The organism is Sorangium sp. So ce1504 (genome assembly GCF_051521635.1).
Lineage (GTDB): Bacteria > Myxococcota_A > Polyangia > Polyangiales > Polyangiaceae > Sorangium > Sorangium cellulosum_B.
Genome location: NZ_CP150365.1, coordinates 4528137 through 4540852 on the forward strand (window position 1 = coordinate 4528137; position 12716 = coordinate 4540852).

The 12716-nt window shown below is 67.8% G+C and carries 11 protein-coding genes and 1 pseudogene; 4 read left to right on the forward strand and 8 right to left on the reverse strand.

The features are described from left to right. Positions 1 to 2 precede the first annotated feature (2 nt). A complete protein-coding gene (locus WMF39_RS17060; protein WP_437746550.1) occupies positions 3 to 521 on the forward strand; it encodes an N-acetyltransferase family protein in 519 nt (172 codons plus the stop codon). Between the two features lie 128 nt (positions 522 to 649). Here the strand turns inward: WMF39_RS17060 and WMF39_RS17065 are convergent, their stop codons facing one another. The 5 genes and pseudogenes from WMF39_RS17065 to WMF39_RS17085 form a co-directional block, all read right to left on the reverse strand. Then, the gene (locus WMF39_RS17065; RefSeq protein ID WP_437746551.1) at positions 650 to 1045 is read right to left on the reverse strand and encodes a cupin domain-containing protein; all 396 of its coding nucleotides are present in this window, start codon (positions 1043 to 1045) and stop codon (positions 650 to 652) included. Between the two features lie 281 nt (positions 1046 to 1326). Continuing rightward, the gene (locus WMF39_RS17070) at positions 1327 to 1842 is read right to left on the reverse strand and encodes a hypothetical protein (protein WP_437748166.1); all 516 of its coding nucleotides are present in this window, start codon (positions 1840 to 1842) and stop codon (positions 1327 to 1329) included. A gap of 187 nt (positions 1843 to 2029) precedes the next feature. Next, positions 2030 to 2179: pseudogene (locus tag WMF39_RS17075) on the reverse strand (DUF99 family protein); the annotation flags it as partial. Positions 2180 to 2441: 262 nt separating this feature from the next. Further along, on the reverse strand, positions 2442 to 4352 hold the full coding sequence (locus WMF39_RS17080; RefSeq protein WP_437746552.1) for an ATP-binding protein: 1911 nt from the start codon (positions 4350 to 4352) through the stop codon (positions 2442 to 2444). 287 nt (positions 4353 to 4639) lie between these two features. Next, positions 4640 to 5476, reverse strand: a complete 837-nt coding sequence (locus tag WMF39_RS17085) for a Kelch repeat-containing protein (RefSeq protein WP_437746553.1) — start codon at positions 5474 to 5476, stop codon at positions 4640 to 4642. A gap of 277 nt (positions 5477 to 5753) precedes the next feature. Here WMF39_RS17085 and WMF39_RS17090 point away from each other — a divergent pair, with 277 nt between their 5' ends. Both WMF39_RS17090 and WMF39_RS17095 read left to right on the forward strand, forming a co-directional pair. Further along, positions 5754 to 6344, forward strand: a complete 591-nt coding sequence (locus WMF39_RS17090; protein ID WP_437746554.1) for a hypothetical protein — start codon at positions 5754 to 5756, stop codon at positions 6342 to 6344. A gap of 746 nt (positions 6345 to 7090) precedes the next feature. After that, positions 7091 to 7648, forward strand: a complete 558-nt coding sequence (locus tag WMF39_RS17095) for a dihydrofolate reductase family protein (protein WP_437746555.1) — start codon at positions 7091 to 7093, stop codon at positions 7646 to 7648. Between the two features lie 43 nt (positions 7649 to 7691). Here the strand turns inward: WMF39_RS17095 and tnpA are convergent, their stop codons facing one another. The 3 genes from tnpA to WMF39_RS17110 all read right to left on the reverse strand — a co-directional run bounded on the left by tnpA (position 7692) and on the right by WMF39_RS17110 (position 9865). Next, on the reverse strand, positions 7692 to 8090 hold the full coding sequence (tnpA, locus tag WMF39_RS17100) for an IS66 family insertion sequence element accessory protein TnpA (protein WP_437746556.1): 399 nt from the start codon (positions 8088 to 8090) through the stop codon (positions 7692 to 7694). 23 nt (positions 8091 to 8113) lie between these two features. After that, the gene (locus WMF39_RS17105; protein WP_437746557.1) at positions 8114 to 8818 is read right to left on the reverse strand and encodes a hypothetical protein; all 705 of its coding nucleotides are present in this window, start codon (positions 8816 to 8818) and stop codon (positions 8114 to 8116) included. Between the two features lie 324 nt (positions 8819 to 9142). Further along, positions 9143 to 9865, reverse strand: coding sequence for a DNA alkylation repair protein (locus WMF39_RS17110; RefSeq protein ID WP_437746558.1), 723 nt, complete (start codon positions 9863 to 9865; stop codon positions 9143 to 9145). Between the two features lie 349 nt (positions 9866 to 10214). Between WMF39_RS17110 and WMF39_RS17115 the strand changes: the two genes are divergently transcribed. Continuing rightward, a complete protein-coding gene (locus WMF39_RS17115) occupies positions 10215 to 12611 on the forward strand; it encodes an aldo/keto reductase (protein ID WP_437746559.1) in 2397 nt (798 codons plus the stop codon). Positions 12612 to 12716 lie beyond the last annotated feature (105 nt).

Sequence of the window (12716 nt, forward strand, 5' to 3'; positions counted from 1 at the left end):
TCATGGGGTTCGATGAGCCTTTCATCCGGGAAGCACGGCCGGAGGACGCGCGGCTGCTCGCGGCCGCCGAGCGCGCGATCGCGAGCGTTCCGGGGAAGCTCGCCTCGAGGCCCGACGAAATCGTCGACGACGACCTTCGAAAGAAGATCGTCGACCTCGACGCTCGCAGCGGCGGGATCTATCTCGTCGCCGAACGCGCGGGCACGGTCGTCGGGCATGCGTTCTTGGAACCGCTCTCACTTGCCGCGACGTCGCACGTCGTCAGGCTGATGATCGCCGTTCACCAAGGCCATCAACGCCAAGGCGTCGGCAGAGCCCTCATGAACGCGCTCTTGCGCTGGGCGCGGTCAAACCCGCGCGTTGAAAAGGTCGAGCTTCAGGTGCGCTCGTCGAACGAGCCCGCGATCGCGCTTTATCGATCCCTCGGGTTCGTCGAAGAGGGACGTAAGACGAGGCGGCTGAAGATCGGTCCGAACGAGTACCTCGACGACGTCTACATGGCTCTGCGGGTTGGTCCGTGAAGCGCGAGCCTTGCGCGCTCTCTGGGACGACACTCTTGCGTTCTGGCTTGCAGGGGATGTACCGGCCACTGCAAATCGCTAAGAAGGGGCGGCCGCCGCGGGAACCCGCGGCCGGTCATCGCGCGGCATCAGCACGCGCGGTGCTGGGTACCCTCGCCGGGCGTGATGAAGATCATCACGCTCGGCGCGCGCACGATCTGCCCGTGCCAGACGCCGCGAGGGACGATGCACGTGCCCTGATCGCGCAGCTCGATCACGCGCTCGCCGCCCTCGTCTTCCAGCACGACGTCGACCGAGCCGGAGAGCAGGATCAGGACCTCGTCGCCACGGGGGTGGACCTCGCGGTGATCGGGGCTCTCATCCATGTGAAAGAGGCCCACCATGCGGCCGGCGTGCAGCTCCTTGCGCTCGCCGATTTTCGCCCAGAACTCGGCGTCCACAGGGACCAGCTTCGCGGCGCCGCCGTCGAGGAGCTGCACGTAGGTGTCGGAGAGAAGAAAAGCGTGGGGGTCGTGTCGGGTCATGCGCTCACCATGGGCCCTCGCGCGCGCCGGCGATTGTAGATTTTTTCCCAGCATCCCGCTTCTCGGCCGCCCTGGTTCCGCGCGTCAGCAATCCCTGGTGGAACGATCCCGCGGAGGCGGACCGAGACGTCGCCCGAGACGTCGCGTCGGGCCGCGGTGGTCGCCTCGCTCGCCAGCACCTTGAGCCGCGCCGTCGCCCTCGGGGATGAGGTGGGGGCCCGGGTCGTTCACGAGGCGATCGGTCGCCTGCTCGGGCTGCCGGCGGGAGGTGGCGCCGCCGCTCACTTCACGCAGGTGCGCTTGTCCTGGTAATCACAGCTCGGCACGCCGGCATTCACCACCGTCTCGGTGAAGCCGGGGTAGCAGATCGGGTCGCACGTCGCGTAGGTCCCGCTCGGGTACGGCACCGCACCGCACGAGATCCGGTCGTAGATCCCGGCGCAGTAGCTCGGCCCGCTCTGAGAGCCGCTCACGTACCAGCCGGGCGGACAGGCGACGGAGGCGCCGCAATGCGCGAAGGACGCCCGCGTGGCCCAGGGGATGAGCTCGCAGCGGTAGGCCTCGCCGTTCGCGCAGCCGAGCGCGCTGCCCTGGCTCAGCGACACGGAGTGCGTGGTTTCACCGCTGGCGCACGCCGCGCACTGCCACCCGGTCAGCGCTTGCGCCCCCGCCGCGATCGGCTCGGCCAGCGCTGCGTCCTCCCCCTCGGCCATGCCGAAACAGCCGGCGGCTCCCGTCAGGGCCACGACCAGCCCGAGCCCAGACACCCCCATTGACCATCGCGAGAAGCTCTCCATGCTCGTCCTCCAATGCGATCCGCCGCCACCAACGACGTGATCCATGGAGAGGACACCGCAAGAGCGCAAGAGACGCAAGGGAAAGCGATATCCACCTGCTGGAGGCGAGCTGGGGAGCTCGCGAGATGTCGCTGCGCGTGGTCCCTCGGCGACACCTTCCCTGACACGGGGGGACCCCGGTGGCGTCGCTGCCATCTTGCTCGACGTGCCCACGCACCACGATGTCGAGCCGCGTCCCCGAACAAACCGTCCCCACGAGCGCTACCTTCCCACCCATCCCCCGCTCGAACGGCGCATCGTCGAACCCAATCACATTTGAAATTCGTCGGCTGCGCATGACTCGGCGTTGGAGCGCTTGCTTTAAACAAATGGCGTCACGGTCAACAGCCTGTGAAGGAGAGCCTGCTCAAAACCATCTCGATGTGTTGGAAATATTCCGTTGACGACCAACAGCTGACATCACGTACAAACAGTACGATCCACCGGTACTTCTACAAGAAAAGCAACAGATCCAACGGGTTCACTCGGTTGTGTAATATTCTATATACATACCGTGTTGGCCAGTCACCGGTCCAGTCTGGCGCCTCGCAGGGTGCGCTTCAGCGATCGGCGAGCGGCAAGGTAAACGAGAAGGTGCTCCCGTCGCCGACCCGGCTCTCCACCCAGATTCGCCCACCGTGCGCCTGGACGATCCCCCGCGCAATCGCCAGACCGAGGCCAGTGCCGCGCTGTCTGTTGTTCGGGCGCGTCCAGTACGGGTCGAAGATGCGTGCGAGGTGTTCGGCCGCGATTCCGACGCCGGAATCCCGGACGTGGATCCCCACCTCGCCGTCGAGCGCCTCGGCACGCACGCCGATCGCCCCGCCGTCGGGCGTGAACTTGTGGGCATTCCCGAGCAGGTTGGAGAGGACCTGGACGACCCGGTCGCGATCGGCGAGCACCCGCGGCAGATCCGTCGGAACCTCCACGTGCACCGACAACGAGCGGCCGGTCGCGTCGAAGCGCACCGTTTCCGTCGCATCCCCCACGAGATCGGAGACCTCGTGGGGGGCGGGCAGGATCGACAATCGGCGAGCGTCGATGCTCGCCACGTCGAGCAGGTCGGCGATGAGGCGGTTGCTGTGGCGCGCTGCGCGCTCGATTGTCCGTACGCCGTCCCGCCACTTCTCCTCGTCGACGCGGGACGCCAGCTCCCGCTTCAGCAGGGCCGCCCGGAGCATGATCGCGCTGAGGGGGTTGCGAAGATCGTGGGCCACGATGCCGAGCATCTGCTCGCGCTGTCGGACCGCATCCTGTGCCTCGGCGCGGGCGCGCATCTCCGACTCGAAGAGGGAATTGCGCTCGACCGCCTGAGCGCACTGATCCGCCATCGTGGCGACCAGCTGGCGCATCGCCGGATCGAGGCGGCACGGACCCTCGATGACGAATACCAGGCCGCCGAGATCCCGACCGTGGATCCGGAGCGGCAGCGCCACGAGGCGTGGCGAGGCCATCGCGGACATGGTGGGGCTCGGGGCGAAGCGCGTGGCGGCCCCCTCGACCTCGTCGGGGTCCGGCAGGATGACCAGCTCACCGCGGTACAGGGCCAGGACGATCGGCTGCTCCGGATCGGACGGGATCGCCGGGAAGGGCGACGTCCCGTCGTCGCCGGTCGAGGCCACGAGGCGCAGCCCTCGCGGGTCGTCCGTTCGCAGGTAGGCCCGCGCGCCCTGGGCCCGCAGGATCGCGCCGATCGCGCGGATCGCGACGCAGGCGGACTCTTCGGCGGTGCTCGTGCGGGCGAGCGCGGCCGTGACGGCCTGCAGGCGGGCGAGCTGCTCGCGCGCCTCCTCGGCCTGGATCCGGCCCGCCTCCTCGGCCTCGCGGCGGCGACTTTCCCATGACGCCTGCAGCTCGCGTTCGATGGTGTAGGCGATGTGCGCCACCAGCGCGAGCCGCTCGGGGCTGCCGGCCGCGACGGACGTGCTGACGTCGATCGCGCCGATGATCGTACCGTCGGGCGCGTGGATCGGCGCGCCGGTGCACGTGCAGTCGTCGAATGCGCTCGCGAAGTGCTCCGGCCCGACGATCGCGACCGGGCGATTGGCGGCAATGGCGGTGCCGGCGCCGTTGGTCCCCATCGCCCGCTCCGACCAGTCGAATCCGGGCAGGAGGCCGAATGTCTCCATCATCGAACGAGACGTGCCGACCGAGTAAAGGACGATGCCGTCCCCGTCGACGACGTAGACGGCCGGCTCCGACGCCCGTAGGAGCGCGGCGGCCCAGTGCAGGTGAGGGATGGCGGCCCCGACCAGATCGGCGCTCCGTTCCCGCCTCCTCGCGAGCTCCTCGTCGTTGATCCGCCGGAAGGGCGGACGAACGGGGTCGACCGCCGCCGCCCAGCTGCGCTCCCATGAGTCGAGTACGAGACGGCGCAGCGGGTCGGCGAGATCCAGCTCACGGACGAAGTCGTTCCACTTGCGGAACCGTTCTTTCGCGACCGTGGCGCCCGGCGCTCCAGCATCCCCCATGGACACCAACCTCGTAACACGAGAGCTGCGCCAAGGCACGAGCCTGCTGACGTGGCAACTCGCCGTTCACGTCACCATGCCGCGGAGCGTGCTCGGCGTCGTGCGGCTGCTTGGCCGCATGGTTGCGTTCTCTCGCATGGCTACCGGGGCGCAGCCATCTACGTCAGGGAAGATGTTCAGCTCGGCAGTCCGGCCTGTGGAGCTCAGGAAATCGTGATCAGGGCGAGATCGGAGAATCGTCTGAGACCGGCGTATTCGAAGCTTTTTGAGAGACGATGGTTCAGCGGTCAGCGGGTGGGCGGGCCCGACGTGACCGCCCGGCCGCCGTCATCCACCGGACGCTTGCTCCCGGTAACTCGGTGCGCTCCAGCGGGCGGGAGGAGGAGCGGTTCGCGCGGGGCCGGTGACGACGCTCGCGATCCGCCGCCGCAGTCGAGGGGGATCGTCAATCTCCACATGTCGTTGAGCAGCACTGGCGCGAACTCCGCGGTCGCTCCCCCGAAGAGGTAGAGCTCGTAGGCCGTGGCGGTTCTCCGAGTGAAGTAGAACTGGCCGAACCTCGGCGCCGGCGCCGGCCCCGTCATCGCGGTGTCCACGCGGGTCCAGGTCCCGGTGTGGAGATCGAAGTACCAGACATCGGACAGGGGGGTACCGTCGAACTGGCTGCCCCCGAACAGCCAGATGCGGCCCTCGTGCTCATCGGCGATCAGCTTCGCGTTGTCGCGGTGGCCCGGTCCGGCGGCCTCGTCGAAGACGAGCTGATCCCAGGTCTCCGTGTCGACGTCGAACCTCCAGAGGTCGCCGAGGTAATTCTCCGGCGTGAACAGGCCGGTCCCGTTCACGGCGTCGTTCGTGTATCCCCCATAGACGAGCAGGGCGTTCCAGCCCTCGGCGTAGACGAGCGGATGGTGGGCTCGAGCGCGCGGGGCGGGCGAGCCGGTCGCGACCTGCTTCCAACCGTTCTTGTAGCGGACCAGGTTGTGCTGGAGGCCGTCAGGACGGTTGATGAAGGCCGGCAGCGTCGACGACGAGCCCGAGAAGGCGTACGCGACGGTCCTGTGTTTCCCCTTCTTTCGCACGGCGACCAGGTCGACGAGCGCCTGGTGCGACCACTCAGCGGACACCTGAGCTCGCTCGGATCTTGGCGAGCGGTGAGAGAAGGAGCGGCGAAAGGGCTCCTGCATGTTGGCACGGATGCCGCCGGGTCGCGGGGCCATGTTGGCTTCAAGCGGCTGAGGAGGGCAGCGCGGCCGGTCCTGGCCCATGTCGGCACACGCCTGTCCGTCGCCGCCAGGGATGAATCCTTGCAAAATCAGCAACTTAGAGTCTATGTGGCACATGGCATGAAAAATGCCAACGGGCGTCCCCATGAAGAGTCGTCTTGTTGTTTGGCTCAGCTTCTTGGGAATTGCGCTTCTTGGCTGCGGCGGCGGTGAAGGCGGTGGCGGCGGGGAGGGGGGCCAAGGCGGCGACGGCGGGGCCTCGTCCCAGTGCGACGAATTGCGTGACGAGGCGTCGCCGGGGAACGTGGTCTTCAAACTCACGAACAAGCGCGCATCGCCGATCTATTACGACGACAACGGCGAATGCTCGAGGGCGTTCAGGGTCAGCGAGGGCGATGCGATGCCGCAATCGCCCGGTCTGTCCGGGTGGCCCACCTGCGGGTGGTACATGGACAACGACGACCAGGGCCCGCTCGATTGCTTATCGAGCGAGCTGAAGACCCTCGGGCCGAACGAGAGCGTCGAGCTCACCTGGGATGGCCGGGTCCTCGAGCACCATGATCTGCCCGCCGAATGTCAAGCCGGCCTCGACTCCCCCCCAGCCTGCGACAAGCTCGTCGCGCTCGATGCTGGCACCCTGACCGCGCATGTAACTTTCTGGGGTGACCAGGATTGCACCCACGGCATGTGTGTGGGGATCGATCATGCGATCAAGCAGCAGACGTTCTCGTTCCCCGCCGCGGGGCCGGTCGAGCTCGCCGTGGAGTGAGCGTCGGCGTTTTGACGCGATCGGTTTCTTGCAAGCACGGCAGCGCCGAGGGAGGCGGCTGAGCGGATCTCCGCCCGAGAGAAGTTACCGTCGCTTGACAGGCCCTTCACCGCGGACGACGCAGCGGCGGAGGGGGCCCCGTTGGGCCACACCGGCCCCGCCCTCGGCGGTGAAACAGGCGGAGGCTATGAAAATCGCTATCGTTTCCGGCGACCGCTCGCCCTCGACCGGTGTCTCTGGCGGGACTCTTCCGCGGGGGTGAACCGTCGCGATCCGCCGATGCGCCCCGTAGCGCGCTCGGCGCCGCCCGGACCACGCTCTTTCGACCCAGGACCGAGCCATCACGACGCTCGCGGTCCCACCCTTTCGCTCTGCCGCGCTACACTTCCTCGCGCTGCGATCCGGCTTGATTTGCCTACGCGCTGGCACTGCAGCCGCAGGCACCCGGTTTGACGTTGCGCTGATGGTAGACAAGCTCACATCAACCTTGGCGACGCAGGAGACCCAAGTCTCCTCGAAGGTGAGCCGACTTGTCCCCTGGGCCGCTACCGAAAACGTCCCACCTAGAGTAGGGGGGACTCAGGAATCCCTTCAGCTGCACATCTTGCCAGAACGTCAGATTCGGTCTGTGCTTTGCGACACCACGGACTCGAGAGTCTTGCGAGATGACAAAGCCGGGAGCCTCGCGGTGCGCATTGCACTACAGGAACATTGACCGATGCCTCGTTCCGAAGGAGACTCGCCGCATGGGACTGCTGACCTTCGCCATCAACGTCACCCTGGACGGCTGCGTCGACCACCAGGAGGGGATCGCCGACGACGAGACGCACGCCTTCTTCACCCGCCTCATGGACGAGAGCGGCGCGATGCTGTGGGGCCGCGTCACCTACGAGATGATGGAGAGCTACTGGCCGGCGGTCGCCCGCGGCGACGAGGAGGCGCCTCCGGCGCTGCGCGAGTGGGCGGCCAAGCTGGAGACCAAGCCGAAGTACGTGGTGTCGTCCACGCGCAAGGACTTCCCGTGGACCAACAGCCACCACATCGCCGGCGATCTGCGCATGGGCGTGCAGAAGCTCAAGGACGCGACCCCGGCCGGCGTGCTCCTCGGCAGCGGCAAGCTCGCGACCGAGCTGGATCGGCTGGATCTCATCGACGAGTACAAGTTCCTCGTCCACCCCAAGCTCGCCGGCCACGGCCCGACCCTGTACCAGAGCGGGCTGCCCGCCACGCGGCGGCTCGAGCTGGTCTCGGCCAAGCCGCTCCGCTGCGGCGCGGTGGCGATGCACTACCGGCGCGCGCGCTGACCGAGCGGCTCGGTGCACACGAAGATGCGAACGCCAGCCGCGATCATGAGGCCTCCATAACGTCGAGCAGGCGCCGCAGGCCGTCGGCATCGAATGACGCTGGCACTCGGAGACAGCGGTCCCGGCCGAGCTCCAGCTCGAACCGCGCGTCCGCTGGCGCGGACTGGATCTCGATCAAGCCGGCGCGATCGCCAGCCACCGGCACCGCGGCAGCCAGCTGGGCCTGCTTCGACGCGCGCGCCCGCTTCGGCGACTGTCCGCGCTCGAGCGCAGGCGCAGAGGCCTTGTCGTCGCGCGCCAGCAGCCACTTCCAGTGCATCAGCGTGCGCGGGTTGATGCCGAGCTCGCCGGCGAATTCGGCCGCCGTCAGCCCGCTGTCACGCCACCGCTCGACACGTTTCCGCCACTCCCCCCGAGGGACCCGAGAACGCTCTTCTGCCATGCCCGGCGCTCTGCGCCCCTGGCTCAGCGCTCGTCACGACGCGGTACCACGAACGGATACCACCAATCGCCACATCCTACGGCGCCAGCATCGCATGCATCGTTCAATCGCAGATCCGCTGTTCTCATCCAAGCGGCCCAACCAGCGGATGCTGCCGGCCGCATTTCACGCGGCGGCAGATCCGCACGTCGTTGGGCCGGAAGAGTGCGGGGACGCAGGCACGATCCCGAAACAGGCGGTAGCGCATCGAAGGGCCCGGCGACAGGGCGGCGAGCGAAGGAGGATCCCTCGGCGCTGCGCCGCCAGGCCAGGCGCCGACCCCGATCGGTGATGCCGAGGTTTCCCGGTCGGAACGCGGTCATGTAGTGGGCCAGTCCCTCGAACTCGAGGAGACCCGCTGGGTGCGTCCCCCCGTGGCCGAATGTCAGGACCTGACCGTCCGCGACGAGCTCGACGATCAGACCGAAAGTGCGGCTCGTCGGCCCTCCCGAAGGCTTGAAGAAGGGGAAGGCCACGGCGTAGCGGATGAAGAGGTCCACCGGGCCCGCGGGCGGCGCCGCGACGGTCAGCGTGAAGGGGCCCGCGCCGTGGAGCGTCGCGCTGGCGATGTCGGGCTTGCCGGCGCCCAGCCGCGAGTGAGCGAGATAGAGCCCCACGGCGAGCAGGGCGACCGCGGCGATCACTGCGGCCAGGATGAAAGCGAGCGGCGAACCGTCGGCGAAACTCATCGAACGCCTTGCTAACCTTCGTCGGGCGTCGGGTCAACAAGCCGGTATCAACCTGTCGGGTGATCCGCCCCTCCCTACATCGACAGTGTTGCGCGGACGTTCCAGCTGCGGGGAGGCGCCAAGAACTGCTGTGGTTCGCAGCCAACCGCGAAACCCTGGTTTTCGAGCGCCGCTTCGTCCAGGGCAGGGGGAAGCTCGCGCGTCTCAACACCCGCGCGGTGGTAGCCTTCACCCGCGCGATATCGCCGCTCGCGGACGAGCCGCGGAGGACTGCCCGCCGGGCAAGGCCTCGCCGGCTCGCCGAGCAGAGCTCGTCCTAACGGCCTAGCGGAGCGCCGCGCGCCTCGAAGCCTTGGGCAGCGCCGCTGCAAGCTCGCGCGATGCGTCCTTTCCGATCCATCGCGCTGAAGGCTGCGGTGATTGGGCGAGACGAGCGGCGACGGCGACGGCGGCGCCTTTGAGCGAAGCATTGCGCTTTCCGATCGCTCGAAGAGCCATGCTCACGGCCTTCTTGACGAAGTTCCTGTCATCGTCAGCTGCACGCTCGATGAGCCCGAGCGCGTCGACGAACTGCTGGTCCTTCGCGCGCTTGTCGTGGAGAGCAAGACTCCAAAGCAGCGCGAACGCCGCTCGCTTCTCGAACTCCCCCTTCTTACGGCTCCACTGCTCGACCTTCGCCCACGCGTGCGGCGTGCGATCGAAGAGGTTGAAGCTCAGGGTGTCGCAGTAGGCCCAGTTGTCGAACTCTTTACACCACCGATCCATCTGCGCGGCGGTGAGCGCGGAGGGGTCCGCTACGAACGACGTCAACATCCGCGCCTCGTACCAGCCGGTCTCCCAGAGCGCCAAAGCAAGCTCGTGGTTGTGCCCGAGCTTCTTGCCTAGCGCCTTCATGTCCTTCATCGCGACGCCAAACGCCTTGTCCGACGGGATGGCGTAGCGCGACATGCCGTCCAGCGTGGCTTTCGTGCTGTGAGCCTTCAGCCACTCGAGGACCCACTGCACTTGCTCCTGGAGCGACAGTTCCGGCGCCTTTGCTTTCTTCATCTCCGCTCCTCGTCCTTTACAGTACCTCGCCCGCAAACGCGAGCCGTTCGTTGCGCGGGGAACGACGAAGGACCAGCACCTGCCATCCTCTTCGACGACGTTGTTCTGATTCGAAGAAGCAGGGCGACGCGACGCCTCTCGACCATGGGAGCGGAGGCGGAGGACGGACGGGGCGCGCTGGCTGGAGCGGCACGGAGGCGCGCTGCGCTACGAGCGCGCGCCGGGGGGGGCGCGCTGGAAGACCAGGGTCGCCTCGTGAGCGGTCGCCAGTTCGGCAAGCATGTAACAGCTCGGGTTCGGCCTGACGCCGGACAATCCGCTGCTCGTCGGGTCGGACCAGGTCGACGCCGTGCGAGCGTCGCTGGGCCGGATCGAGGTCGAGCCGACCTACATCGCCTTTGCAGTCTCGGAAGCGTTGACGTGGGATTTCCACGCGCGCGGCGACCGGATCTCGCTGACGTCGCTGCGAGACGGCCAGACGCTCACGTCGGAGATCGTCGAGGTCAATGCCCGGCGCGAGGCCCTCGATCAAACGTTGACGACCGACATCTGGGAGGTCAATCCTCGCGGGGAGCACGTGGGCGGCTACACGACCTTCACCGTGACGGGCGGCTCGTTTCCCTATCGCGGTCGCATCGAGCTCGTCCCGAGGGACATGACGCGAGGAGAAGGCCGACTTTTCAATCCGGCAGGGCCTCTCGCCGAGCCGGGGAGCCTCAAACACGCTCTCGGCGGCTCGGGACCAGCGCGATGTTGGCGGACGCCAACGATCTGCCCCAGTTGTTCGGCTTCAGCGCTTGCGTCGAGCCCCGGACCTGGCTACGTCATCGTCTCCGTGACTCCCGCCCCCTCGCCCTACGGTGTCCTAGGCCCCCTCGACGTTCCCCTCGGCCTCGGCCTGCTCCGGCTGGCCACCGAGGGGCGCCCCTCGGAAGAGGACGCGACCGCCGTCATCCACGTTGCCCTCGATCAAGGCATACGCCTCCTCGACACCGCCGATTCTTACTGCCTCACCGACCGCGAGGCCCACTATGGAGAGCGCCTCGTCCGCAAGGCGCTCGACGCGTGGTCCGGCCCGCGCGACGACGTGCGCGTCATCACCAAGGCGGGCCTCACCCGACCCAAAGGGCGATGGGTCCCGAACGGCAGCCGCGACCACCTGCGCCGCACGGTCGAGGGCAGCCTGAAGGCGCTCGGCGTCTCGCGGATTTTCATGCTCCTCCTCCACGTGACCGACCCCAAGACCCCCCTCGAAGACAGCCTCGCCGCTCTCGCCGAGCTCCAGAACGAGGGCCTCATCGAGCACCTCGGCCTCAGCAACACATCCATCGCAGAGGTCCACCAGGCGCTGCGGCACTTTCCGGTGCGGGCCATCCAGGAGGAGCTGAGCGTTCTCGATCGCGGCAGCGCAGCCCGAGGCCTCTTCGAGCTCGCCAAGCAAATGGGCATCCCGTTCCTCGCCCACCGGCCGCTCGGCGGTCACGCCAAGGTCGATAGCCTCCTCAAGAACCGCGCGATCAAGCCCATCGCCGCGCGGCACAGCATCACGTCCCAGGAGGCGGCCCTCGCGGCCCTGCTCGATCTCGGCCCCCCGGTCCTCCCCCTGTTCGGGGCGACCAAGCGGGAGAGCGTCGAGTCCTGCTTGCGCGCGCTCCGGGTCCCCTTTGGCGCGCGCGATCGAGCCGACCTCTCGAAGACCAGCTTTGCGCCCACGGCCGATGTGCTGGCCTCGGTCGCGCCCCCCGTGATCCCCGCCGGCCTTCGCGAGCTCGAGCCCGGAGAAGGCCCCGGCGATGCGCCCGAGGTGGTCGTGGTCATGGGAATTCAAGGGGCAGGCAAGTCGTCGGAGGTCGCCCGCTACACGGCCAAAGGGTACGCGCGCCTGAACCGCGATGAGCTCGGAGGCACGCTCGACGGCGTGGTCAAGAAGCTCGGAGAGCTGCTCTCCTCGGGGCAAACGCGGGTGGTCCTCGACAATACGTACGGCACGCGCGCGTCGCGCTATGCGGTGCTCCGGGTGGCGCACGCGCACCGCGTGCCGGTCCGGTGCCGGTACCTGGCCACACCCATCAACGAGGCCTACGCGAACGTCGTCCTCCGCGTCCTCGAGCGCTACGGCAAGCTGCTCGGGCCGGAGGACATGAAAGCGCTCGGCAAAGAGGATCCCAACCTGCCGCCGCCGCAGGCGCTCTCGCGGTGGGCTGCGAATTTTGAGGCGCCGCACGTGGATGAGGGCTTCTCGGTGGTCGAGGAGATCCCGTTTGCCCGGCGCGTTGATCCGCTCTTCACGGTCAAGGGCCTGCTCCTCGACGTAGACGGTACGCTGCGAACGACAAAGAGCGGCGAAATCTACCCGCGCGACCCCGACGACGTCGAGCTCCTGCCCGGTCGGCGCGCGGCCCTGGAGCGCTGGGTCAACGACGGATACACGCTCTTCTTCGTGTCAAACCAGAGCGGCATCTCGAAAGGATCGGTGACCGAAGAGGCTGTCCTGGCCGCGTTCTCGCGGACGATCGAGCTCCTCGGCCTGCCCGTGGCCGAGGTCGCGTACTGCCCGCACCCTGCGTTTCCGGTCGGCTGCTTCTGTCGCAAGCCCCTGCCGGGGCTCGGGATATCGCTGATCCAGCGCCATAAGCTCGCGCGCGAGCACCTGGTCATGGTTGGCGATATGGAAAGCGACCGGGAGTTCGCGCAAGCGCTCGGGGCGAAGTACATGACGGCCGAGGAGCTCTTCCCAGGCGAGTGAGCGCCGGCGATGAAGAGCGTGGGCCCCCGCGTGGACGCGCCGGGCGCCGTCCTCGCCGGGGCAACCGGCCGTCAGCGCGGGCGACCCTTCGCTCAGGTGGAAGTC

What these genes read in the sequence shown, in the direction of transcription:
- WMF39_RS17105 (WP_437746557.1), bottom strand. Translation starts at nt 8,818, where the DNA reads ATGAGTTTCGCCGACGGTTCGCCGCTCGCTTTCATCCTGGCCGCAGTG.
- WMF39_RS17080 (WP_437746552.1), bottom strand. Translation starts at nt 4,352, where the DNA reads ATGGGGGATGCTGGAGCGCCGGGCGCCACGGTCGCGAAAGAACGGTTC.
- WMF39_RS17060 (WP_437746550.1), top strand. Translation starts at nt 3, where the DNA reads ATGGGGTTCGATGAGCCTTTCATCCGGGAAGCACGGCCGGAGGACGCG.
- tnpA (WP_437746556.1), bottom strand. Translation starts at nt 8,090, where the DNA reads ATGGCAGAAGAGCGTTCTCGGGTCCCTCGGGGGGAGTGGCGGAAACGT.
- WMF39_RS17065 (WP_437746551.1), bottom strand. Translation starts at nt 1,045, where the DNA reads ATGACCCGACACGACCCCCACGCTTTTCTTCTCTCCGACACCTACGTG.
- WMF39_RS17070 (WP_437748166.1), bottom strand. Translation starts at nt 1,842, where the DNA reads ATGGAGAGCTTCTCGCGATGGTCAATGGGGGTGTCTGGGCTCGGGCTG.
- WMF39_RS17110 (WP_437746558.1), bottom strand. Translation starts at nt 9,865, where the DNA reads ATGAAGAAAGCAAAGGCGCCGGAACTGTCGCTCCAGGAGCAAGTGCAG.
- WMF39_RS17095 (WP_437746555.1), top strand. Translation starts at nt 7,091, where the DNA reads ATGGGACTGCTGACCTTCGCCATCAACGTCACCCTGGACGGCTGCGTC.